General features: G+C 67.1%; 21 protein-coding genes and 1 tRNA gene. 18 read left to right on the forward strand and 4 right to left on the reverse strand.

Translation table 11 applies throughout. The features are described from left to right. Window positions 1-2 precede the first annotated feature (2 nt). The 6 genes from mtrB (at window position 3) to QM019_RS08525 (ending at window position 8,905) form a co-directional block, all read left to right on the forward strand. The gene (mtrB, locus tag QM019_RS08500; RefSeq protein WP_282827017.1) at window positions 3-1,853 is read left to right on the forward strand and encodes an MtrAB system histidine kinase MtrB; all 1,851 of its coding nucleotides are present in this window, start codon (window positions 3-5) and stop codon (window positions 1,851-1,853) included. Next, window positions 1,850-3,553: an LpqB family beta-propeller domain-containing protein gene (locus QM019_RS08505; protein ID WP_282852619.1), complete on the forward strand. Its 1,704-nt coding sequence runs from the start codon at window positions 1,850-1,852 to the stop codon at window positions 3,551-3,553. Before mtrB ends, QM019_RS08505 begins: the two co-directional genes overlap by 4 nt. A gap of 55 nt (window positions 3,554-3,608) precedes the next feature. Beyond that, complete coding sequence (locus QM019_RS08510; protein WP_282852620.1) at window positions 3,609-4,280, forward strand: ComF family protein; 672 nt, start codon at window positions 3,609-3,611, stop codon at window positions 4,278-4,280. A 113-nt stretch (window positions 4,281-4,393) separates the two neighbouring features. Further along, window positions 4,394-5,083 carry a ribosome hibernation-promoting factor, HPF/YfiA family gene (hpf, locus tag QM019_RS08515; RefSeq protein ID WP_282827023.1) on the forward strand — a complete coding sequence of 230 codons (690 nt, stop codon included), beginning with the start codon at window positions 4,394-4,396 and terminating at the stop codon, window positions 5,081-5,083. Between the two features lie 118 nt (window positions 5,084-5,201). Next, complete coding sequence (gene secA, locus QM019_RS08520) at window positions 5,202-8,192, forward strand: preprotein translocase subunit SecA (protein WP_282852621.1); 2,991 nt, start codon at window positions 5,202-5,204, stop codon at window positions 8,190-8,192. 2 nt (window positions 8,193-8,194) lie between these two features. Further along, window positions 8,195-8,905 carry a tyrosine-protein phosphatase gene (locus QM019_RS08525; protein ID WP_282827028.1) on the forward strand — a complete coding sequence of 237 codons (711 nt, stop codon included), beginning with the start codon at window positions 8,195-8,197 and terminating at the stop codon, window positions 8,903-8,905. Window positions 8,906-8,923: 18 nt separating this feature from the next. Here the strand turns inward: QM019_RS08525 and QM019_RS08530 are convergent, their stop codons facing one another. Further along, a complete protein-coding gene (locus QM019_RS08530) occupies window positions 8,924-9,379 on the reverse strand; it encodes an Rv3235 family protein (RefSeq protein WP_282827030.1) in 456 nt (151 codons plus the stop codon). Between the two features lie 166 nt (window positions 9,380-9,545). Here QM019_RS08530 and QM019_RS08535 point away from each other — a divergent pair, with 166 nt between their 5' ends. Then, window positions 9,546-10,154: a hypothetical protein gene (locus QM019_RS08535; RefSeq protein WP_282827032.1), complete on the forward strand. Its 609-nt coding sequence runs from the start codon at window positions 9,546-9,548 to the stop codon at window positions 10,152-10,154. Here QM019_RS08535 and QM019_RS08540 read toward each other — a convergent pair. Further along, window positions 10,151-10,438 (reverse strand): helix-turn-helix domain-containing protein, encoded by a 288-nt coding sequence (locus QM019_RS08540; RefSeq protein ID WP_125107766.1) that lies wholly within the window; start codon window positions 10,436-10,438, stop codon window positions 10,151-10,153. The genes QM019_RS08535 and QM019_RS08540 overlap by 4 nt on opposite strands. A gap of 136 nt (window positions 10,439-10,574) precedes the next feature. Between QM019_RS08540 and QM019_RS08545 the strand changes: the two genes are divergently transcribed. The 3 genes from QM019_RS08545 to QM019_RS08555 are packed head-to-tail and all read left to right on the forward strand — an operon-like array spanning window position 10,575 to window position 14,057. Next, window positions 10,575-11,183 (forward strand): SAF domain-containing protein, encoded by a 609-nt coding sequence (locus QM019_RS08545; RefSeq protein ID WP_282852622.1) that lies wholly within the window; start codon window positions 10,575-10,577, stop codon window positions 11,181-11,183. 3 nt (window positions 11,184-11,186) lie between these two features. Then, window positions 11,187-12,542: a CpaE/TadZ family protein gene (locus tag QM019_RS08550; protein WP_282827036.1), complete on the forward strand. Its 1,356-nt coding sequence runs from the start codon at window positions 11,187-11,189 to the stop codon at window positions 12,540-12,542. Window positions 12,543-12,551: 9 nt separating this feature from the next. After that, window positions 12,552-14,057, forward strand: a complete 1,506-nt coding sequence (locus QM019_RS08555; RefSeq protein ID WP_193128791.1) for a sensor histidine kinase — start codon at window positions 12,552-12,554, stop codon at window positions 14,055-14,057. Between the two features lie 54 nt (window positions 14,058-14,111). On the opposite strand, the gene QM019_RS08560 is transcribed toward QM019_RS08555, so the two are convergent. After that, window positions 14,112-14,360 carry a WhiB family transcriptional regulator gene (locus tag QM019_RS08560; RefSeq protein ID WP_125107770.1) on the reverse strand — a complete coding sequence of 83 codons (249 nt, stop codon included), beginning with the start codon at window positions 14,358-14,360 and terminating at the stop codon, window positions 14,112-14,114. Window positions 14,361-14,524: 164 nt separating this feature from the next. Here QM019_RS08560 and QM019_RS08565 point away from each other — a divergent pair, with 164 nt between their 5' ends. Continuing rightward, on the forward strand, window positions 14,525-14,935 hold the full coding sequence (locus QM019_RS08565) for a hypothetical protein (protein ID WP_193128792.1): 411 nt from the start codon (window positions 14,525-14,527) through the stop codon (window positions 14,933-14,935). On the opposite strand, the gene bcp is transcribed toward QM019_RS08565, so the two are convergent. After that, a complete protein-coding gene (gene bcp / locus QM019_RS08570) occupies window positions 14,936-15,412 on the reverse strand; it encodes a thioredoxin-dependent thiol peroxidase (RefSeq protein ID WP_282852623.1) in 477 nt (158 codons plus the stop codon). A gap of 291 nt (window positions 15,413-15,703) precedes the next feature. On the opposite strand from bcp, the gene QM019_RS08575 reads away from it, so the two are divergent. The 7 genes from QM019_RS08575 to QM019_RS08605 all read left to right on the forward strand — a co-directional run bounded on the left by QM019_RS08575 (window position 15,704) and on the right by QM019_RS08605 (window position 21,524). Further along, window positions 15,704-16,624 (forward strand): transporter substrate-binding domain-containing protein, encoded by a 921-nt coding sequence (locus QM019_RS08575; RefSeq protein WP_282852624.1) that lies wholly within the window; start codon window positions 15,704-15,706, stop codon window positions 16,622-16,624. After that, window positions 16,614-17,576 (forward strand): amino acid ABC transporter permease, encoded by a 963-nt coding sequence (locus tag QM019_RS08580; RefSeq protein WP_282852625.1) that lies wholly within the window; start codon window positions 16,614-16,616, stop codon window positions 17,574-17,576. The genes QM019_RS08575 and QM019_RS08580 overlap by 11 nt, the downstream gene beginning before the upstream one ends. Next, the gene (locus tag QM019_RS08585; RefSeq protein ID WP_125107775.1) at window positions 17,573-18,352 is read left to right on the forward strand and encodes an amino acid ABC transporter ATP-binding protein; all 780 of its coding nucleotides are present in this window, start codon (window positions 17,573-17,575) and stop codon (window positions 18,350-18,352) included. The genes QM019_RS08580 and QM019_RS08585 overlap by 4 nt, the downstream gene beginning before the upstream one ends. An 83-nt stretch (window positions 18,353-18,435) precedes the next feature. Further along, window positions 18,436-18,508 (forward strand) — tRNA-Lys (locus QM019_RS08590). Between the two features lie 125 nt (window positions 18,509-18,633). Then, window positions 18,634-19,917 (forward strand): FAD-binding protein, encoded by a 1,284-nt coding sequence (locus QM019_RS08595; protein ID WP_164509813.1) that lies wholly within the window; start codon window positions 18,634-18,636, stop codon window positions 19,915-19,917. Window positions 19,918-20,012: 95 nt separating this feature from the next. Beyond that, on the forward strand, window positions 20,013-20,876 hold the full coding sequence (locus tag QM019_RS08600; RefSeq protein WP_125107777.1) for a DsbA family protein: 864 nt from the start codon (window positions 20,013-20,015) through the stop codon (window positions 20,874-20,876). Between the two features lie 3 nt (window positions 20,877-20,879). Continuing rightward, the gene (locus QM019_RS08605) at window positions 20,880-21,524 is read left to right on the forward strand and encodes a vitamin K epoxide reductase family protein (protein ID WP_125107778.1); all 645 of its coding nucleotides are present in this window, start codon (window positions 20,880-20,882) and stop codon (window positions 21,522-21,524) included. Window positions 21,525-21,724 lie beyond the last annotated feature (200 nt).

The raw sequence follows: 21,724 nt of genomic DNA on the forward strand, positions 1-21,724 counted from the left end.
TGATGCGCTTTCGACTTTTTCGTGGCGGGCGCGTCAATCCCGACTCCGAGCGCATCCAGGTTCGGCTGCCGAACAGCGTCGACACCGGTTGGATCGATACCCCTCCGGGTCGCTGGTGGCGCCCGAAGGAGTTCTGGCAGAACATTCGCTTTCTCTGGCGCACCTCGCTGCCGTTCCGCACGACGGTGGTCGCGGTGACGCTGACGAGCATCACGGTGATCGCCGTCGCCCTGGTCATGAGCAACTCGATTGCGCGCGACCTCTTTACCTCGCGCACGCAGGATGTTCAGCTCGAGGCCCAGCGCGCGGCGTCGGTTGTGCAGGCGACGCTCGAGTCGGGGAGCGCGACCGACGAGCTCGCGCTCTCCGCGCTGCGGCAGGATGCGATCGACGCGGCGATGGCGCAGGCCCCGAACGCGCTCGGCTGGGCCTTCTATCGCGTGCCCGACCAGTCGACGACGAGCGTGATCCAGGACATCGCGTCGGAGGGCGTCGACCGCAATCTCACGAGCGATGAACTGCGTGCGGCGGTGCGCGCCGAGCCCGACACCGTGCACTATCAGTCGGTCGCCTTGCAGGACGCCGACGGCCAGGTTGAACCGGGCATCGTCATCGGACGCGTGGTCACGGTGCCGAGCGCCGGCAACTACGAGTTCTATCTCGTCTATTCGCTGCAGTCTTCGCAGGACACCCTCGATTTCGTGCAGCGCACGCTCGCGATCTCGATGGCGATCCTCGTGCTGCTCGTCGGCCTCATCATCGGTTCGATCATGCGCGCCGTGATGCAGCCGGTGCGGCTTGCCGCCCAGACGAGTCGCCAGCTTGCCGCTGGCCAACTCGAGGAGCGCATCCCCGAAAAGGGCGAGGACGACATCGGTACGCTCGCGCGATCGTTCAACCACATGGCCGACAACCTGCAACATCAGATCGAGCAGCTTGAGAACCTGTCGAAGGTGCAGCAGCGCTTCGTCTCCGATGTGTCGCACGAGCTGCGCACGCCGCTCACCACGATTCGGCTCGCGGGCGGCCTCGTCTACTCGCGCAAGGACGAGTTCGACCCGACGCTCTCGCGCGCGGCCGAGCTGCTGCACGACCAGGTCGAGCGCTTTGAGCTGCTGCTCGCCGACCTGCTCGAGATCTCTCGCTACGACGCGGGCGCGGTTGAGCTCATGCGCAAGGAGCACGACCTCAAGGCGGTGGCCGAGGACGTCATCGCTGCGATGCTTCCCGTCGCGATCGAGCACGGTGAGTCGCTCGTGCTGCGCGCGCCAGACCGCCCGGTGATGGCGCAGTTCGACGATCGCCGCATCAACCGCATCGCCCGCAACCTCATCGCGAACGCGATCGAGCACGGCGAGGGGCGCCCGATCGTCGTCACCGTCGACTCGAACGCGACCGCGGTCGCCCTCTCGGTGCGCGACTATGGCATTGGCATGAGCGACGACCAGCAGGCGAACGTGTTCGAGCGATTCTGGCGTGCCGACCCCTCGCGTAAGCGCACGATGGGCGGCTCCGGTCTCGGCATGGCGATCGCCAAGGACGATGCGCATCTGCACCACGGTCTGCTCGAGGTGTGGTCGGTGCCGAAGCTCGGTACGAACTTCCGCCTCACGCTGCCGATCGCCGCTGACGAACCGATCGTCTCGTCGCCGCTGCCGCTGCTGCCTGAGGATGCGGGGGCCGAGACCTATACGCGCGAGCACCAGGGTGAGAAGGTGGAGGGGTTCTCGAACGAGGACGTCACGACGCAGCCGATCACGATGCCCGTCACCCTGCCGGGGCTCGAGCCGGGCTTCCTTGCTGGGGCCGACGCGTCGGACGACGAGACGGACAGCGAGGAGGAGTCGAAGTGAGTGCGCGCATCCGCCGAGCCCTGCTCGCCCTCGTGGCGGGCGTGAGCATCTTTGCCCTCGCGGCGTGTGCATCGATTCCAACCTCCGGCTCGGTCGAGCAGGGCTCGGCGCAGGAAGAAGCGACGACGCAGAGCCTGCGCTATTACCCGGCTGGCCCGAGCGACGGTGCGAGCCGCGAGGAAATTGTGCAGGGCTTCATCGACGCCGGCACGGGCAGCCAGAACGACTTCGCGACCGCGCGGCAGTACCTCACCGATGACGCCGCCTCGTCGTGGGACCCGACCGAACAGGTGCTCATCACCTCGGGCCAGGTGTCGATGCGCACGAACGACAACGACGTCGTCAACGTGTCGGTCGCTGTGAGCGGCGAGGTAAACGCGCACGGCGTCTACCGCGAGGAGCTCTCGAGCAGCAGCGAGGCGCTCGAGTTCACGCTGCAGCAGGTCGACGGTGAGTGGCGCATCTCGGAGGCACCCGACGGTGTGGTGCTCATGCGCCAGGCATTCACCGACCTCTACCGCTCAACCGCGCTCACGTTCCTCGACGTCGAGCAGCGCTACGCGACGCAAGACCTGCGCTGGTTCCCGAACACCGATGACTTCGCGACCCGCGTGGTCGAGGAACTGCTGCGCGGCCCCGCCGAGTGGCTCTATCCGGGCGAAGCCGTCGCGACGGCGTTCCCCTCGGGCACCTCGCTGCTGTCGGACGTGACGATCGCCGACGGGCAGGCCACCGTGAACCTCTCGGGCGATGCCTCGGCCGCGGCGAGCGCCTCCGACCTCTCGCTCATGCGCCTGCAACTCGAGCGAAGCCTCACCGTGCTCGACGAGGTGCAGACGGTTGAGTTGCGCGTCAACGGCGCGCGTATCGACGCGAGCCTGCCGGGCGCCGACACCGTCATCACGAGCCCCGACGTCAACTCGCTGCCGCTCGTGTACCAGGACGGCAGCATCGGTTACCTCAATAGCAATTCGCTCTCGCTGCCGAACGGCACCGAGAACGTCGATGCCGCGGCGGCCGAGATCAACCCCATTCGTGGCGCCCTTTCGGCGTCGCGGCAGACGGTGACGATGCTCACCGAAGACGGCACGTACGCGATGCGCTATGACGACACCTCGCCGACGCTCATCGACAGCCGCGGCGGCCAGATCGAACCCGCGCTCGATAACTGGGACTGGGTGTGGACCCAGTCGACCTCGCAGACGGGCCTCTACGTGTCGAAGATTGGCGAGGGCTCGATCTTCGAGATTCCGCTGCCGTCGGGCGTCGCCCCGAACTTCATCTCACACCAGGTGTCGCGCGATGGCACCCGCCTCGCAGTGCTGTTCGACGACGGCGATGGCGTCACCCTCGCGATCATGCCGATCATGCGCGATGGCGGTGAGCCGATGGCGCTGGGCGACCCGCTGCTGCTCGAGATGCCGGGCACCGAAGACACCGCGAACGACGTCGCGTGGGTCGACAGCAACAGCGTCGCGATGCTCGTCGACGATGGCGACGGCACGACCGAGGTGCGCCTCTATCGTGTCGGTGGCGAGCTCACCTCGCTCGGCACGATTCCGAACGCCGTGCAGGTCGCGGGCTCGAATACACTCGCCGGCATGCGCGTCGTCGACCGCCAGGGCATCGTCTACGCTCCGCGCGGCACCCGCTGGCAGGCCTCCGAAACCGTCGTGAGCTTCCTCTTCGCCCAGATGTAGTGAGGCCTGTGGACAGCGCTGCCGCGATGCGGGCCGCGCGTGCCACCCTGGCCGCATGCCACATCCGCTGCAGGCCGCCCGCGACGCGCTCTCGACGTTGTTCCCCGTGAACTGCGCGGGCTGCGGCGTGCGAGATACCGGGGTGTGCGACGCGTGCCGCCGCGAGTTGCGGGCCGCGTGTGTGCCCGAGGTGGGGATGCTCGGCTCGCTCCCGCTCGCCTCCGCGGCGCACTATGGAGACCGGCTGCGCATCCTCGCGGATGCGTTCAAGGAGCGCGGCCGCGTCGACGTCGCGCGGGTGCTCGCGCCGCTGCTTCGGGCATCCTTGCTTGCGCTACTACGCAGCCTGCCGGAGCGGCCCCACGACCTCGTGCTGGTCGCCGTGCCCTCGCGGCGTTCGGCACGGGCGGCCCGCGGCTTCGACCACGTGCAGCTGCTGCTCGAGCACGCCGTCGCACAACCCGGCGTCGGGGGCCTGGCGCACACGCGAAAAGTGCGCGACCAGGCGGCGCTGAACCGCGAGCAACGGGCCGAAAACCTCGACGGTGCGCTGCGCGCGCGGCCAGAACTTCGCGGGGCGAACTGCGTCATCGTCGACGACTTTGCCACCACCGGATCGAGCCTGCGCGAGGCCCAACGTGCCCTCGAATCGGCGGGCGCCCGGGTGCTCGGAGCCGCCGTAGTGGCTCGAGTCATAAAGCACAACATTACCTCGGCAAATTCTTGACGTCGTAGGGGAATCGTGGAGGTAGATTCTCGTAATATCTGAGGGACATACATACACATCCGGCTCGGGGTTCCGAGTTCGCGAACCCCGAGTTCGCAGATCAGGAGGGTGAGATGGACGTCACAATCAGCGGCCGCAACACCGAGATTCCCGACCGATTCAAGGACTACGCGGAAGAGAAAGTCACTGCGAAGGTGCAGCAGCTTTCAGAGCGCGCCCAATCGGTTGAAGTGAAGCTCAAGCGTCGCACCGACCGGGCCGGCAACCTCCTCGACAAGGGCAAGGTTGAGATCACGGTCTTCGGACCGTTCCCGACCATGCGTGCTGAGGCCGAGGCGGGCGACAAGTATGCGGCATTCGACATCGCGCTCGACAAGCTCGTCGAGCGGATGCGCCGGGTGAAAGATAAGAAGAAGCACCGCCACGGCGGCCAGAGCCTCGCGGATGCGTCGGCGAAGGACTTCTCGCACCTCGACATCGTTCCCGCTGATACCGGTGTCATCGACGTTGTCTCGGGGCAGGCGCAGCCGGCCGCGAGCGTCGACGAAGCATCGTCGTACGACTACAACCCCATCGTCATTCGCGAGAAGGTGTTCGCGCCGAAGCGCATGACCCCCGACGAGGCCGTTGACCACATGGAGCTGCTCGGTCACGACTTCTTCCTCTTTATTGAGGCTGGCCCCGAGCGCCCCGCCGTTGTCTACCGACGTCGCGGCTGGGACTACGGTGTCATCGCGCTCGATGAGGAGGGCTCGACCGAGGGCAGCGCCCCCGAAGAAGTCACCGCCGACTCGGTGGTCTAAGTAACTCCCAAACTCGGGCAGGGCGGACCCTCCGCCCTGCCCGAGTTTTTGTTGAACCGGGGCGAGTACGATTGAGCGAGTTTCCCGGGTACCCGGACGCAACGTCAGGAGAATTTCATTGGCTTCGATCCTCGATAAGGTGCTTCGCTTCGGCGAGGGCCGCCAGCTTCGTCGACTCGAGCGGTTGGCAAATCAGATCAACGGGCTCGAGGGGGAGTTCGAAGAACTCAGCGACGACGAGCTTCGCGACATGACCGAGGAGTTCCGCGAGCAGTACCAAGAGGGTGTCGACGCGGGCAAAAGCGACCAGGACATCCTCGACGAACTGCTGCCGCTCGCGTTCGCGGCCGTGCGCGAGGCCGCGCGCCGCACGCTCGGCCAGCGTCACTACGACGTACAGCTCATGGGCGGCGCGGCACTGCACGGCGGCAACATCTCCGAGATGAAGACCGGTGAGGGGAAGACGCTCGTCGCGACGCTCGCGGCCTACCTCAACGCGATCCCCGGCAAGGGCGTGCACATCATCACGGTGAACGACTTCCTCGCGAGCTACCAGTCAGAACTCATGGGCCGCGTCTTCCGCGCCCTCGGCATGACGACCGGCTGCATCCTCTCGGGCCTCACGCCCGACCAGCGCCGCGAGCAGTACGCCGCCGACATTACCTACGGCACGAACAACGAGTTCGGCTTCGACTACCTGCGCGACAACATGGCGGTCTCGAAGCAGGCGCTCGTCCAGCGTGGGCACTACTACGCGATCGTCGATGAGGTCGACTCGATTCTCATCGACGAGGCGCGCACCCCGCTCATCATCTCTGGTCCCGCTTCCGGTGACGTGAACCGGTGGTACACCGAGTTCGCGAAGCTCGCGAAGCGCCTCAAGGAGGGCCGCGACTACGAGGTCGATGAGAAGAAGCGCACGATCGGTGTGCTCGAGGAGGGCATCGACCGCGTCGAGGACGAGCTCGGCATCGAGAACCTCTACGAGCAGGCGAACACGCCGCTCATCTCATTCCTGAACAACTCGATCAAGGCGAAGGCCCTGTTCCACCGCAACAAGGAATACGTGGTGCAGAACGGCGAGGTCAACATCGTCGACGAGCACACGGGCCGCATCCTCAAGGGCCGTCGCTACAACGAGGGTCTGCACCAGGCGATCGAGGCGAAGGAGGGCGTCACGATCAAGGCCGAGAACCAGACGCTCGCCACCGTGACCCTGCAGAACTACTTCCTCATGTACGAAAAGCTCGCGGGCATGACCGGTACCGCCGAGACCGAGGCGGCCGAGTTCCAGTCGACCTACAAGCTTGGCGTCGTGCCGATTCCGACGAACAAGCCGATGCAGCGCCTCGACAAGCCCGACCTCGTGTACAAGAACGAACGCGCGAAGTTCGCGCAGGTGGTCGAAGACATCGTCGATCGCGCCGAGACGGGCCAGCCCGTGCTCGTGGGTACAACCTCGGTTGAGAAGAGCGAGTACCTGTCGAAGCTGCTCGCGAAGCGCGGCGTAGAGCACGAAGTGCTCAACGCAAAGAACCACGCTCGCGAGGCTGCGATCATCGCGCAGGCCGGCCGCAAGGGCGGCGTCACGGTCGCGACGAACATGGCCGGTCGTGGTACCGACATCATGCTCGGCGGCAACGCCGAGTTCCTCGCGGTGACGAAGATGACCGAGCTCGGGCTCGACCCCGAAGAGGACGCCGAGGCGTACGAGGCGAAGTGGCCCGAGGTGTTCGAGCAGGTGAAGAACGAGGTGAAGGAGGAGGCTGAGGAGGTCGCCGAGCTCGGCGGTCTTTACGTGCTCGGTACCGAGCGTCACGAGTCGCGTCGTATCGACAACCAGCTTCGCGGTCGTTCGGGCCGTCAGGGTGACCCGGGCGAGAGCCGCTTCTACCTGTCGATGACCGACGACCTCATGCGCCTGTTCAACACCGGCGCCGCGCGGGCAATCATGGACAACGACTCGACGCCCGACGACCTCGCGCTTGAGTCGCGCATCGTCTCGCGCGCGATCCAGTCGGCGCAGGGCCAGGTTGAATCTCGCAACGCCGAGATTCGCAAGAACGTGCTCAAGTACGACAACGTGCTCAACGAGCAACGTTCGTCGATCTACGCCGACCGCCGCGCAATCCTCGAGGGCGACGACCTCGAAGACAAGGTGCAGGACTTCATCAATGGCGCGATCCACGACATCGTGCTTGAGCACACGGCGGGCAACCCCGACGACTGGGACGTCGAGATGCTCGAACAAGACCTCAAGCAGCTCTACCCCATGAGCATCACGGTCGAAGAGATCATCGAAGAGCACGGTGGCATGAACCAGGTCACCGACGAGAACGTCGAAGAAGAGGTCATCGCCGACGCGAAGCTTGCGTACGAGAAGCGCGAGGAGCAGCTCGGCGAGGAGGCGAGCCGCGAGCTCGAGCGCCGCATCCTGCTGCAGGTGATCGACCGCAAGTGGCGCGACCACCTCTACGAGATGGATGCGCTCAAGGAGGGCATTGGCCTGCGCGCGCTCTCGCAGCGCGACCCGCTCGTCGAGTACCAGCGCGAGGGCTTCACGATGTACCAGCAGATGCTCGGTGGCATTCGTGAGGAGTCGGTGCAGTTCCTCATGAACACCGAAGTTGAGGTCGAAGAGCACGAGCACGAGGATGGCACGAAGCATAAGTCGATCAAGGTGCGCCAGCGCAGCCTCGACGGCGAAGCGCAGCCGACCCAGCAGCTCAACTACTCGGCGGCCGACGAGAGCGGCAACGTGCGGGTCACCGACGGCACCGGCCGCATCAACGTCAACGCGACGCGCGCCGCGATGCGCCGCGAGATGAGCCTCGGCACCGCGTCGGCGATGCGCGAGGCCGCGGGCGACGCGACCGAGTCCGAAGTGCCCGAAGGCGAGCGCGCGACGACCGCGACCACGACCGTGAAGAAGCCCGCGGGCAAGCAGAACCCGGCGCAGAAGAAGAAGTCGCGCTCGGGCAACCCGGCAAAGCACGGCAGCGAACAGGGACGCTCGGCCTCGGCGGTCGCCCGGGAGCAGCAGGCGACGACGCGCAAGCAGCAGCGCGGCTCGTTCGGACAGAAGGTCGCCGACGAGTCCGACAACTAGTCGTGGCCCGCGAACGCGATTGGCCCGGCGCCTTTAACGCCCGCGACCTCGGGGGAATCCCCGTGGCCGCGGGCGTACTCGCGCCGGGGGTGTTGTTCCGCTCGGGGCAGCCGCAGACCTGGGGCTCCAAGGCCTGGGCGCGCGCCGAGGCCGAGGGCGTGCGTCGCGTGCTTGATCTGCGCGACCCGAGTGAACCCCGCGGCAGCGCCGAAGGCACCGAGGCCATCGACTATCGCTTCGCACCCGTTGAAGACCCGATGTTGCCCGCGTTCCGCGAACGCTTCGACCCGTACCTCAACCACCCGTCGGGCTACGCCGACTTTGTCGGGTTCTTCTCCGAGCGCATCGCGGGGGCCGTCGGAGAGCTGCTCGAGGCCGGGCCCGGCACGCTCGTCTGCTGCTCGGCCGGCCGCGATCGCACGGGGCTTGTCATGGGCATCCTGCTGCTGCGCCTCGGCGCCGATGCCGAGGTGCTCGTGCACGAGGATGAGCTTGCGGTGCGCGCCGTCAACGAGCACCACCTGCACCGCGAGAAGCCGCACCCGTACGAGCGCTGGCACGATGAGCCCGAGCTTGCCGAGATCATCCGCTCGCGTGGCGACGCGGTGCGCGAGTTCGCCGCGGACTTCGACGCGCACGACTTTCTGCGCGCCCACGGGGTGTCGGATGCGGCGGTCGAGCGGGCCTGCGACTGGCTGATCGCGCCCCGCTAGCGACGGGCTGCGCCGGGCCTAGAGCACGTGCAGGCGTTGGGCCCGCCAGCGACCCCGGTACGACTCGAGCCGGATCGCGACCGCGCGGCAGCGGCTGCCGAGGTCGACGATGACGGTCGACTCGACGACGCCTTCGCGAGGCGACTGCCAGATGCAGCGGATCGGCTCGATCTTCGGGCGCATCGCCACCCCGCCGCGGCGCTGCCGGGCGCGGGCCGCGTGCTGCGCCCGCGCGAGCAGTTTGCTCGCGACCTCGGGCGCCAGCCAGCGCGTCAGCTGTTCGATTTCGCGGATGCCCGCCATCGCCTCGAACACGCCGCGCGCGAGGTTACGGAGCATCGGCTCGGGGTCGCCCGTCGGGGCAGCGGTGCCGCTCGGCGCGGGAAGTGCAGTGAGCACGCCCTCGCCAAATCGCAGCGGTTGCGGAACATCGTCGTTGAGGGCGGTGGAGAGGCGCGACTGCGGCTGGGACATCGTTGGCTCCTGTCGAGAGGCAGGCGTACGTCGCCATTCAACAATCTGGGGCCAGGCCGTGGGGTGTTTCGGCAAAATCTGTGGATAAGTCCACCCCTCGGCTGACGCGCGAATCATCCTGTGGATAACTTGACGGTTCGTGGTCGAGATGCATCAGACTGTTGGGGTGCGCTGGAATGACCTCTTCGACGACCTCGCGGGGCAGTTTGACGCCGAACACGAGCGGGCCCGGCGCCTCGAGGCAGTCGAAGACGAACGCCTCCGCGTCGCGCGCACCACGCTGCGCCAGCGCCTCGCCGCGCTGCAGGCGACGCTCGAGCCGGGGGAGTGCATCGACCTTGAGCTCCTCAGCGGCGACCGCCTGCGCGCCGAGCCGATCGAGTTCGGCGCCGAATGGTTCTTCGCCAGGCTCCCGTCGGTGGCGGGCCACTACGCGAGCGTGCTCGTGCCGCTCGCGGGCATGGGGTCGGTCATACTCACGCGCAGCCAGCTCGATCGATCGCTCGCGCCGCGACCCGAGGCGCCCGAGTCGCTTACGGCCCGGCTCGGCTTCGTCATGCCGCTGCGCGATCTGGCTCGTCGACGCGTGCACTGCGAGTTGACCACCACGCTTGGTGTGCTGCGCGGCACCATCGATCTCGTCGCGCGCGATCACCTCGACCTCGCGGTACACGATCTCGATACGCCGCGGCGCACGCCCGACGTGGCGGCCTTTCGTGTCGTGCCGCTCCACGAGATTCGCCTCGTGCGCGTCGCGGGCGACGTCGCGAATTAGTTGTTGCTGTCGCGCCAGCTGCCCGAGCTGGTGATCTCGGGGATGTCGATGAATTCCTGTTGCCCGAACATCGCCTCGCGGCGGCGAGCCTCGTACTGATCGGCGACGAAGCGCTCGAGTTCGAGCTGTTCGACGCGCAGGGCGCCGGCCGACCCGATGCGGATCGCGGCGAGTTCGTTGGACTCGACGAGGTCGCGGACGACGTCGAGTTCGACGTTGAGGATCTCGGCAACGTCGGAGAGGGTGAGGAAACGGGGAAGCCCCTGGCTGGGGTTCGAAGACATGCCTCAAGTATCCCAGCGATTCCCTGCACGCTCGCCGCCTGTGGATAACTTGCCCAGCGAGTTCGGACGATGTCGCAACATAGACACGTCAAGGCGGACGAGCCTCCGCCAATGCCCGCGAACAAGGAGCGCTCACGTGGCACAAGGTCGCAGAACCCGAGTCGATCCGCGACTCATTATCGGCATCGTGCTCGTTGCCGGCTCGATCGCGGGCGTCGTCGGCGTCGTGCAATCTACGGCGCAAACGACGACGGTCTACGCACTGGGGCAGGCTGTCGCCGCGGGCGACACGATCACCGCCGAGCAACTCACCGCGGTCGAGGTGTCGGCGGCTACGCCGACCGAGCTCTACCTCACCGAGGCGAGCGCCGAGAGCTACATCGCTACCCGGCCCATCGGCGCGGGTGAGCTCGTGCCGCTCACGGCGCTCGGCGACGCCGACACCTCGAGCGCGGCCGTGGTCGTCAGTATCCCTGGCGAACTGCCCGGCGGCATCAGCACCGGCACGACGGTCGAAATCTGGTCGGCCGCCGCGGGTGAGCGGATGGGCACCTACGACGCGCCGCAGGTGCTCGTCGCGCAGGCGCAGGTCATTCGCGTGATCGAGCAGGACGACTTCGTCGCCACCGCACAGGTCGACGTCGAACTGCGCATTCCCGACTACGAGGTCGCGACGGTCATGAGCGCGACCTCGAACGGGGCGCGGCTACAGCTCGTGCCGCTGCACGAACCGGTGCGGGAGTAGCTCGTGGCGCGCATCATCCTGGCCGTGGATTACGACGTTGAGGCGAATCTGCTCGAGGGCATCATCCGGGCCGGCCACGAGATCGTCGACCGCGTCACCGGCGCTGCCTCGCTCGCGGTCGCGGTCGAGCGCGCCCGGCCCGAGCTCGTGCTCGCGCAGGCTGGCCCCGAGACGCTCAATCCGCGGAGCCTCGCCGCCTGCGATGGCGCCGGTGCCCGCACGATCGCCGTCGTGGGGAACGAGGCCGAACGCAGGCAGGCAACCGAGCTCGGGCTCGTCGACCGCATCCGCGCCGACGACAGGTGGGATGCGGTTGAGCGGCTGCTCGAGGGGGAGGCCGCCCGCGCTGCGCCGCCCGTCACAGCCCAGACCGAGCCGGAGGAGCCGCCACGCAGTCGCAAGGACCGCCGCCGCGAAGAATCGCGGCGAGGCCGACGCAGCCCGCAGCGCGAGGTGCCGCCGCCGATCGAGCCGAGCGCGCCACCGGTTCCGGCGCCCGGCCGCATCCTCGCCGTCTGGGGCCCGCACGGTTCGCCGGGCGTCACCACCGTGGCGATCGCCCTCGCGGCGTCGCTCGTGAATCAGGGCCGGCGGGTGCTGCTCGTCGACGCCGACACGTATGGCGGGGCCGTCGCACCGGCGCTCGGCATCGCCGACGAGGCACCGGGGCTCGCGGCCGCCTGCCGCCTCGCCGGCGCGGGCTCGCTCTCGGCAGTCGAACTCGATCGCGTGAGCTCGGAGGTCGCCTGTGCGCGCGGCACCCTGCGTGTGCTCTCGGGCATCAGTAACCCTGCCCGCTGGCCCGAGCTGCCGAGCGAGCGGATGCGCGCGGTGCTGGGGCTCGCGCGCGATGAGTACGAGTTCGTCGTCGTCGACGTCGGCTTCAACCTCGAGCGAGACGAGGAACTCGTGAGCGATGTCGCGGCGCCTCGTCGCAACGCCGCCGCGCACGCCGCGATCGAGGTGGCGGATGCTGTGGTCGCGGTCGGCGAAGCAACCCCGGTTGGGCTGCAGCGCTACCTGCGGGCGCGGCTCGGCCTTGTCGATCTGCGTGGCGATGCGACCCACCTCGAGACGGTCATCACCCGCCTGCGCCGCGGGGCGGTCGGCGCCGATTCGGCCGGCCAGGTGCGGCAGGTGTTGCTGCGTTTTGGCGGCATTGAACGCGCCACCCTGCTGCCCGATGACTCCAAGGCCGTCGACCGGGCGATGGCCGAGGCGATCGCGGTGGTCGATGCGGCGCCGAGGTCACAACTCGCGAAGCAGCTCGACGCGCTCGCCCTTCGGCTCGGTCACGTTGCCGACGCCGCGGCACCGCTTCCGGCGGATCTCCAATCAGATCGCTCACTCGTCCAATAATGTGGAGGCGTGTCGAGCCTCACCAATCTCATACAACGCCACAGCGACCTCGATTCGAGTGATCGCGAGTGGCTCATGCTGCTGCTTGCTGACTGGCAGCTGCTCGCCGACCTCGCCCTCGCCGATCTCGTGCTCTGGGTGCGCGACTCCGAGGCTCGCTGGGTGGCGGTCAGCCAGGCGCGACCGGCGTCGGCGCCGACCCTGTTCTATCGCGATCTCATCGGTCAGCGCGTGCGCGAGCAGTGGGAGATGGAGGTCGAGGCGGTCTACCAGCGCGGCGTGACGATTCGCTCATCTGCCCCCGACTGGTTCGACGAGATTCCCGCGCAGCTCACGACAAGCCCAGTGTTCTCGACACGCCACGCCGACGGCCGGGCGCAGCGCTCCGAGCGGCCGATCGCGATCATCACGCGGCACACGAACCTCGCCGGCACACGGCAGCCGACGCGGCAGGAGGTCACGTTCCGCGAATGCTCGGAGGACCTCTTCGACATGATCGCGGCGGGGGACTTTCCCGATCTCGATGCCCCCGAGTTCTCCCGTCGCGGCGCGCCCCGGGCCTCGGACGGCCTCGTGCGGCTCGACACCGACGGCGTCGTCACCTTTGCGAGCGCGAACGCCCTCTCGGCACTGAACAAGCTCGGCTTCGGTGGCGAGCTCGAGGGCGAGATCTTTTCGGAAGTTGCCTCGACCCTTGTCGACGACAAGCGCAACGTCACGGTCGACGAGGCGTTGCCGCTCGTCGTGACCGGCCGTGCCCCATGGATGAGCGATGTGGATGCGCGCGGCGTCACGGTCACGCTGCGCGCGATTCCGCTGCGCCGCGGCGGCGAGCGGCTCGGCGCGATCGTGCTTTGCCGTGACACGACCGACGTGCGCAACCAGATGCAGGAACTCATCACCAAAGACGCGACGATCCGCGAGATCCACCACCGAGTGAAGAACAACCTGCAGACCGTCGCGGCGCTGCTGCGCATCCAGGCCCGCCGGGCGAAGGCCGACGAGGCCCGAGAGTCACTGCTGCAGGCGATGCGTCGCGTCTCGTCGATCGCGGTCGTGCACGACACCCTGTCGGGCGGCTTCTCGCAGTCGGTCGACTTCGACGAGGTGTTCGCCCGGGTCATGCGGCTCGCGACCGAGGTCGCCGGCGGCACCGGCACCGAGGTGCGACCGGTGCTCGAGGGTTCGTTTGGCTCCGTGCCAAGCGAGTTCGCGACCCCGCTCGCCCTCGCGTTGACCGAGCTCGTGACGAACGCGGTCGAGCACGGATTCCCGGCAGGCAGCTCCGACGGCCAAGTCGCCGTCACGGTCGAGCGCGACGACGACAATCTTGCCATTCAGGTGCGCGACAACGGCGTGGGCATGGTCGGCGGCCACGAGGGCTCGGGCCTCGGCACGCAGATTGTGCGGACGCTCGTCGAGGGTGAGCTCGGCGGCGCCATCGCGTGGCAGGAGAACCCGGCGGGCGGCACGCTCGTGCAGATCAGCATCCCGCGCCGCTGGGGCGTCGGGTGACAAACGAAGTGCCTCGACGAAAGATCCGCCGAGGCACTGAGTTGCTTGGCTGGGTTAGCTGGCGCGGCGGGCGCGCGCAGCGCGACGCTTGAGCGCGCGACGCTCGTCCTCCGAGAGGCCACCCCAAACGCCAGAATCCTGGTTCGTGTCGAGTGCGTACTGCAGGCACTGCTCGGTTACCGGGCAGCGCGAGCAGATTGACTTGGCGGCGTCGATCTGTTCAATCGCGGGGCCGGTGTTGCCAACCGGGAAGAACAGCTCGGGGTCAGCATGCAAGCATGCAGCGCGATCACGCCAATCCATGTAAATGGGCTCCTTGTCTACGCGTTTTGGCACGCGGAGGCCGTACTCTCAGACGGAGTCGTGATGACAGCGGCACACCAAACTGCGGGTTTGCGCAAGGGCGCCGAAGTCCTGATCTGTAGTATTTTGCCACGCAGTTGCATGCCAATCAAGGGATTATTCGAGTGAACGCAGAGGGCGAACGCCCCACCGAGGCCGCCACGACCGCGCCGGTGTGGCCGTCGATTCTTCTCGCGATGGTGCTCGGGGTCGAAGCACTCGTCATGGCGTGGGTGACCGTGCTGCTCTTCGTCGAGTTCTTGACGCAGGATGCGCTCTCGGTCGCGTCGTCGATCGCACTCATCGTCATGGCCGGGCTCGCGACCGTGCTGCTCATTGCGCTCACCGTCGGCGTCTGCCTCGGTCAGCGCTGGGTACGCGGGCTCACCGCGGTGTGGCAGGCGCTGCAGGTTGCGGCCGCGGTCACGGTGATCCGTGGCGACATGATGCCCGCCCTCGGCTGGGCGCTCGCGGCGGCATCGCTCGTCGGTCTGCTGCTCGTCTTCCACCCCGCGGTGGCCGCGCGGCTCAAGTAGCTAGCTGTCGCCGAGCTTGTTGAGGATCCGGTCAACGTGGCCGGTGGCCTTGACGTTGTAGAGCGCCTCGATGACCTTGCCGTCCTCGTCAACGAGGAAGGTGGAGCGGATCGCGCCCTCGACGATGCGGCCGTAGTTGTTCTTCTCGCCGTAGGCGGCGAGGCGGGTCTGCACCTCGTGGGCCGGGTCGCTCAGCAGGGTGTACGGCAGTTCGTATTCGGTCTTGAACTTTGCCAATTTGTCTACCGAGTCGGCGGAGAGCGAGAGCACCTTGTAGCCCGCGGCGGTGAGCCGGGCGTCGCTGTCGCGGAAGTCGCAGGCCTCCTGCGTGCAGCCCGGGGTGAACGCCTGCGGGAAGGTGTAGACCACGAGCTTCGAGCCGCGGAAATCGCTGGGGGACACCTGCTTGCCGTCCTGGTCGCTCAGCGTGAATTCCGGAAAGTCGTCGCCGGGCTGCAGTCGGATGGGTTCGGTCACGGAGTTCTCCTCAGGGTCGGGCGCGGCCGCGACGGACGAATGTACGCCGCAGCCTGAATCATGCGGCAATTTGAACACACTTTGGTCTGTTCCCCATCAGAGTGCACACAACGCCCCGGGTGCGGGTTATGCTCCCCACACATCTGAAAATTGGAACCCAACGCCCTCACTCGGCTGCGACGCGATCAGCGTTGCTTGCGGCCCGCAGCAGCAACGAAGCTCAATTGAGGTGGGCGAGGTGGTTCCCGTGTCGGCGCAGCGTGCTGCGTCGGCGTCTGAAAGGCAAAAGCAATGGTGAAATCGTCCGTCGCTCGTTCGTCCCGGAAAGCCCTCGGTGCCATTGGCGCCTTCGCCGCGGTTGCGCTTGTGCTCACCGGCTGCGTGCAGAACACCGAGGGGACCGGCGGCAACGCCAACCCCACCGAGAGCGCCGAAATCTCGGTGACGAAGTCTGACACCGCCGCCGCCATGGTGCCCGAGGAGATCTCGAGTGCCGGTGTGCTCCGCGTGGGCACCGACGCCACCTACGCCCCGAACCAGTACGCCGGTCCCGACGGGCAGCCGGTGGGCTGGGAGGTCGAACTCGTCGAGGCGATCGGCACGAAGCTTGACCTCGACGCCGAGTGGTCGAAGGAGGGCTTCGACCAGATCATCCCGAAGGTCACCGGCGGCACGCTCGACATGGGCTCGTCGAGCTTCTCCGACACCGTCGAGCGCCAGAAGTCGGTTGACTTCGTCGACTTCTACTCGGCCGGCCTCCAGTTCGTGCGCGGCGTTGACGTCGACCCGCTGCCGGACTCACTGTGCGGCCTCACCATCGGCGCGCAGGCGACCACCACGTCCGACGACTACCTCATGGCCGCGAGCGACGAGTGCGAGGCGAACGGCGAGGCGCCGATCGACCTCGTCAAGAAGGACGGTCAGGACGAGGCCACGAACGACGTCGTGCTTGGTAACACCGACTACATGCTCGCCGACTCGCCGATTGCGCAGAACAGCGTGCTGCAGGCCTCCGACAAGATCACCCTTGAGGGCGACGTCTTCGACGCGGCCCCGTACGGCCTTGTGTTTGCGAAGGACACCGAGCTGACGCAGGCGGTGCAGACCGCGATGCAGGAGCTCATGGATGAGGGCACCTACGAACAGATCCTCAGCAATTGGGGTGTTCAGGACGGCGCCGTCGACGAAGCTGTGATCAACGGTGTCAGCTAGCACCGACCCCATCGTCGCGGTCAAGCTGCGACATCCCTGGCGGACGACCGTTGCGATCGTTCTCGTCTTGCTGTTCGCTGTAGTCATTTATGACGCGGCCACGCGCGAGACCTTCCGCTGGCGCCTCGTCGGGGCGTACCTCTTCGACACCCGGGTATTCCAGGCCGTCGGCGTGACCCTCGCGCTCACCATCCTCTCGATGGTGCTCGCGGTGGTCATGGGCCTCGTGCTCGCTGTCATGCGGCTCAGCGATAATCCGGTGCTGCGCACCCTGTCGTGGCTGTACCTCTGGCTCTTCCGCGGCACGCCAGTCTACGTGCAGCTCGTATTTTGGGGCCTACTGTCGACGATCTACCGGTCGATCGAGGTCGGCGTGCCGTTCACCGACACGACCTTCTTCACAATCGCGCCATTCGAGGCGATCGACCTGTTCTGGCTCGCCGTGCTCGGCCTCGCATTCAACGAGGCCGCGTACATGGCCGAGATCGTGCGCTCGGGCATCCTCTCGGTCGATGCTGGGCAGGAGGAGGCATCGAAGGCGCTCGGCATGAGCTGGCGCGACACCATGTTGCGCATCATCATTCCGCAGTCGATGCGCGTCATCATTCCACCGACGGGCAACGAGCTCATCTCGATGCTGAAGACCACGTCGCTCGTCACCGCACTCGGGTTCACGCTCGATCTCTATGCGCGCTCACGGGAGATCTCGTCGGCGCTCTACGAGCCGGTGCCACTGCTCATCGTGGCGAGCATCTGGTACCTCGTGGTCACGAGCGTGCTCATGGTGGGCCAGCACTACCTCGAGGCCTACTTCGGCCGTGGGGTGGCCCCGCAAAAAGACACGGGCGTGGCCGATACTGGCGTGCTCAAACTGCCGGTCGGCCAGCAGACCGGGGCCGTGTCGACGGCCGACTCGGCGACTTCGACGCGAACGACGGGAGACGGTGCATGACCGCAACGGCCACCGCGACACCGATGGTGCGCGCGGAACACATCGTCAAGAGCTTCGGCTCGAACACCGTGCTCAAGGACATCTCGCTCGAGGTCGGCCGCGGCCAGGTGCTCTGCCTGATCGGGCCGTCCGGCTCGGGCAAGTCGACGCTGCTGCGCTGCATCAACCACCTCGAGACGATCGACGGTGGGCGGCTCTGGGTCGAGGACGAGCTCATCGGCTACAGGCAGCGCGGCGAGAAGCTCTACGAGATGACGCCGAAAGAAGTGTCGACGCAGCGCGCCGACATCGGCATGGTGTTTCAGCGGTTCAACCTGTTCCCGCACATGACCGCGCTCGAGAACATCATCGAGGCGCCGATGCGGGTGAAGCACGAGAAGAAGTCGGTCGCCTCGAAGCGGGCGATGGAGCTGCTCGAGCAGGTCGGCCTCGCGCACAAGGCGAAGTCGTACCCCGGGCACCTCTCGGGCGGTCAACAGCAGCGCGTCGCGATCGCTCGGGCGCTCGCGATGCAGCCGAAGCTCATGCTGTTCGATGAGCCGACCTCGGCGCTCGACCCGGAGCTCGTCGGTGACGTGCTCGGCGTCATGAAGCAGCTCGCCGAGAGCGGCATGACCATGGTCGTCGTGACGCACGAGATGGCGTTCGCGCGCGACGTCGGCGACCACCTCGTGTTTATGGATGCGGGTGTCGTGGTGGAGGAGGGCGACCCCCGGGACGTCATCACGAATCCGCAGCACGCGCGTACCAAGGCGTTCCTCTCGCGCGTAGGTTAACGACTTGCAAACACGTGTCGAGCGGTGGTAATGTCTTTCAGTCGGTACGGCGAGGTTGACGAACCAACTCCGCCGCTCGATTCGCGCCTCTAGCTCAATAGGCAGAGCAGCTGACTCTTAATCAGCGGGTTCCGGGTTCAAGTCCCGGGGGGCGCACGACAAATCCCCACTACGACATCGCCGCAGTGGGGATTCCTCGTTTCCGTGTGAACCTGACCGTGACAATGCTGGGGCAGAATAGAACGACGCAGACTTTCCTGGGATCCGAAAGAAGGCAGAGCGTGGCTGCAGGTACCGTTCTCGACAAGCGCGAGTCAGCGATCGAACTCGTTCGTCCCACCACACTTGCGCAGGTGCAAGACACTGTGCGGCGGGCACACCTCACCGGCGCGCAGGTGCGGCTGATCGACCCACAGGGCAGCGCCGAGGCCGCTCAGCCGGGCGTCGCGATCGACCTCCGCGGCCTGCGTGGCCTCGTCAGCGTCGACCCCGCGGCGGGCACGGCGACGTTCCTCGCCGGCACGACGATCGACCAGGCCGCGACCCAGCTCGAAGCCGAGGGGCTGTCGATGGTGGGCGCCCCGAGCGACGCGAAGCTCACGCTCGGCGCCGGTGTCGTGCTCGGCGGACACAGCGGCGCACCGCGAGACGCGAGCTTCCCCGCATCCGTCGCCGGCGTCACCCTGATTGACGAAACTGGCGCCGTGCTCCGAGTCTCGGCATCGCGCAACCCGCACTTCTGGAGCGCCGCTCGCCTCTCGCTCGGCGCGCTCGGCATCGTCACCGAGGTGACCGTGCGCGTGCGTCGCTACCGGGCGCTGCGCGTGAAGCGAGTCAAGACCGACCTGCGTTCGATGCTGCGCGATCTGCCCGAGGCTCGCAGCAAGGTCGACTACTACGTCGCGGCCTGGCGCCCCGGCCACGACGGCGTCAAGCTCACGCTCGGTTGGCTCGAGGATGCGTCGCCCGCGCAGGTCGCGGCCCGTCGCGGCAACCTCTCGTCGGCGCTGCACGCGCAGGACGAGAAGGCGGGCCTGTTCAGTCGCCTCCGCGCGGGGGTGCGTCGCCTGTTCGGCGGCGGGGCCGAGCGGCTCGACGAGCGTCGCGAGGGGCCGACCGGCTCGCTCGCCGAGGGGCGCGACGTCGCCGGCGCGAACTCGAGTGCCGTGACTATGGAATACCAGTTCCCGCTCTACAAGGTCGACCTCGTGCTGCAGGCGCTGCATGACATCGCGCAGCGCAACCGCGCGTTCTCGGGCGTGCAGACGCGACTCGGCATGGTCGCGCGCGACGACGTGTGGCTGTCGCCCGCGTACGGGCAGGATGTGGTGGCCGTCGCCCTCGACGTGAGCGACGCATCCGGCCGCAACCTCGAGGCACTGCGGCAGGCCGAGGAACTCTTCATTTACCTCGGCGGACTGCCGAACTGGGCGGGTTGGAACACCTTCACCGCCGGTGAAGCCGCCGACGTGATGCCCCGCTACAGCGACTTCGTGCACATCGCGCGAGACCTCGATCCGGATGCAATTTTCAGGAACGCGGTCGCGGACCGCCTGGTTCATTAGGTTTTAGGGGAAACTTATTTCTAGGGAGCTCGCATGGGGGCGACCTAGAATTGGGTCTTCCAGCACCTTCCCAACACGAATGGAACTCCCAGGGCATGGCCAGTAAAGACCGCGACCGTATTCGACAGCTTCGTGAGGAAGCCAACGCGCTTCGCAAGAAGGAAGAGGCGCGCAAGCGTCGCAGCCGGATGTTCGCCCAGCTCGGCATCGTGGCTGGCGCCGTCGTCGTGATCGCGGCGATCGTCCTGCTCGTAGTGATGGGACCGAAGTGGTTCAGCAACCAGGTCACGCCGTCGGCCGAGGGTGAGGTCGAGCTCACGAACTCGGCGGGCGACGCCGTGAGCCTTCCGATCCGCGTCGAGGAGGACGGCGGCGTCGTGGTTGGCTCCGACGACGCTCCCGCGAAGCTTGACTACTACTTCGACTTCTCCTGCCCTGCCTGCCAGGACTACCACTCGGCCATGGAGTCGTCGTACGAGCAGGTTATTGCCGACGGCGACGCGCAGGTGACCTACCACATGATCCGCTTCGTGCAGGACTACGGCCAGTACGCCGGCTCGGCCACCGCGGGCGTCATCAGCTCCGACCCGAGCCTTTTCTACACCGTCATGAACGGCATCTTCTCGGTGCCGGCCGAGACGCAGGTCGGCTGGGGCTACAGCGACTACGCGTCGTACGTGCAGACCCTCGGCTTCACCGATGAAGAGGTCATCCAGAACATCGCCGATGGCAACTACGGCGGCTGGATCAGCGACAACACCGAGCGCGCCCGCGAAGATGGCATCTCGGGCACCCCGTCGGTCGGCGTGAACGGCACGCTGCTCGAGACCGTGCCCGCCTCGCTCGACGAGTTGCTCGACGCCATCGGCGCTGAGCCCGCGGCCACCACCGACTCGACCACCGAGCCGACGGCCACCGCTGAGTCGACGACCGAGCCGACCGCCACAACGGGGAACTAAGCCGTGAGCACGACCCTCGAAGACCGCCTCGACGAGGGTGAGGGTCAGGCGGTCTTGCCGGCTGCCGCCCGCACCCTCGTCACGGGGTGGACCCTCCTCATCGGCGGCGGCATTGGCCTCATCGCGAGCTTCATGCTCACGATTGAGTACTTCCACAACCTCGCCGACCCGAGCGCCGAGCTGCTCTGCGACCTCAGCGTCTTCGTTACGTGCCAGCCGGCGATGAACTCGACCGCCGGTGCGATCCTCGGCTTCCCGAACGTGATCCTCGGTCTCGTCTGCTTCACGATCGCCGTCGTCTCGGGCGTCGTGATCGTCGCTCGCGTGAAGCTGCCGAACTGGTACTTTGTTGGCCTGCAGATTGGCCTGATCGGCGCTGCGGTGCTCATCACCTACCTGCAGTGGTACTCGGCCTTCGAGCTGCGCGCCCTCTGCCTCTGGTGCATGGTCATCTGGACCGCCACGATCCCGACCGTCACGCTCACCACCATCGGTAACCTCGCGAACGGCCGCCTCGGCCGTGGGGGAGTGAAAATCGGCCACGGCCTCGCGAACTGGGCCTGGGTCGTCGTCGTGATCTGGTACCTCGCCGTCATCGGGCTCGTGCTCGCGGGCATGTGGGAGCCGATCCGGCTGAGCATGATCTAAGCGAACATCCCCACAACCACTTCGGGCGGGTGACCAGTTGGTCACCCGCCCGAAGTGGTTGTGGGGAGCTTAGCTCGCGCGCTTGAGTTCGTCGTCGCCAGCTTCGCTCGTCGGCTTTGCGGGCTCGATGGCGCGCAACGGTTCGGGTCGCTCGAGCTCGGCGACGTCGGCGATCGTGTTCTGCACACGGCGCACGAGGT

Origin of the sequence: Gulosibacter sediminis, from assembly GCF_030011715.1 — a bacterium.
Lineage (GTDB): Bacteria > Actinomycetota > Actinomycetes > Actinomycetales > Microbacteriaceae > Gulosibacter > Gulosibacter sediminis.

Excerpts from the sequence above, each read along its gene's own strand:
- mtrB (WP_282827017.1), top strand. The coding sequence starts at position 3 with ATGCGCTTTCGACTTTTTCGTGGCGGGCGCGTCAATCCCGACTCCGAG.
- QM019_RS08510 (WP_282852620.1), top strand. The coding sequence starts at position 3,609 with ATGCCACATCCGCTGCAGGCCGCCCGCGACGCGCTCTCGACGTTGTTC.
- hpf (WP_282827023.1), top strand. The coding sequence starts at position 4,394 with ATGGACGTCACAATCAGCGGCCGCAACACCGAGATTCCCGACCGATTC.
- QM019_RS08530 (WP_282827030.1), bottom strand. The coding sequence starts at position 9,379 with ATGTCCCAGCCGCAGTCGCGCCTCTCCACCGCCCTCAACGACGATGTT.
- QM019_RS08540 (WP_125107766.1), bottom strand. The coding sequence starts at position 10,438 with ATGTCTTCGAACCCCAGCCAGGGGCTTCCCCGTTTCCTCACCCTCTCC.
- QM019_RS08560 (WP_125107770.1), bottom strand. The coding sequence starts at position 14,360 with ATGGATTGGCGTGATCGCGCTGCATGCTTGCATGCTGACCCCGAGCTG.
- QM019_RS08575 (WP_282852624.1), top strand. The coding sequence starts at position 15,704 with ATGGTGAAATCGTCCGTCGCTCGTTCGTCCCGGAAAGCCCTCGGTGCC.
- QM019_RS08585 (WP_125107775.1), top strand. The coding sequence starts at position 17,573 with ATGACCGCAACGGCCACCGCGACACCGATGGTGCGCGCGGAACACATC.
- QM019_RS08600 (WP_125107777.1), top strand. The coding sequence starts at position 20,013 with ATGGCCAGTAAAGACCGCGACCGTATTCGACAGCTTCGTGAGGAAGCC.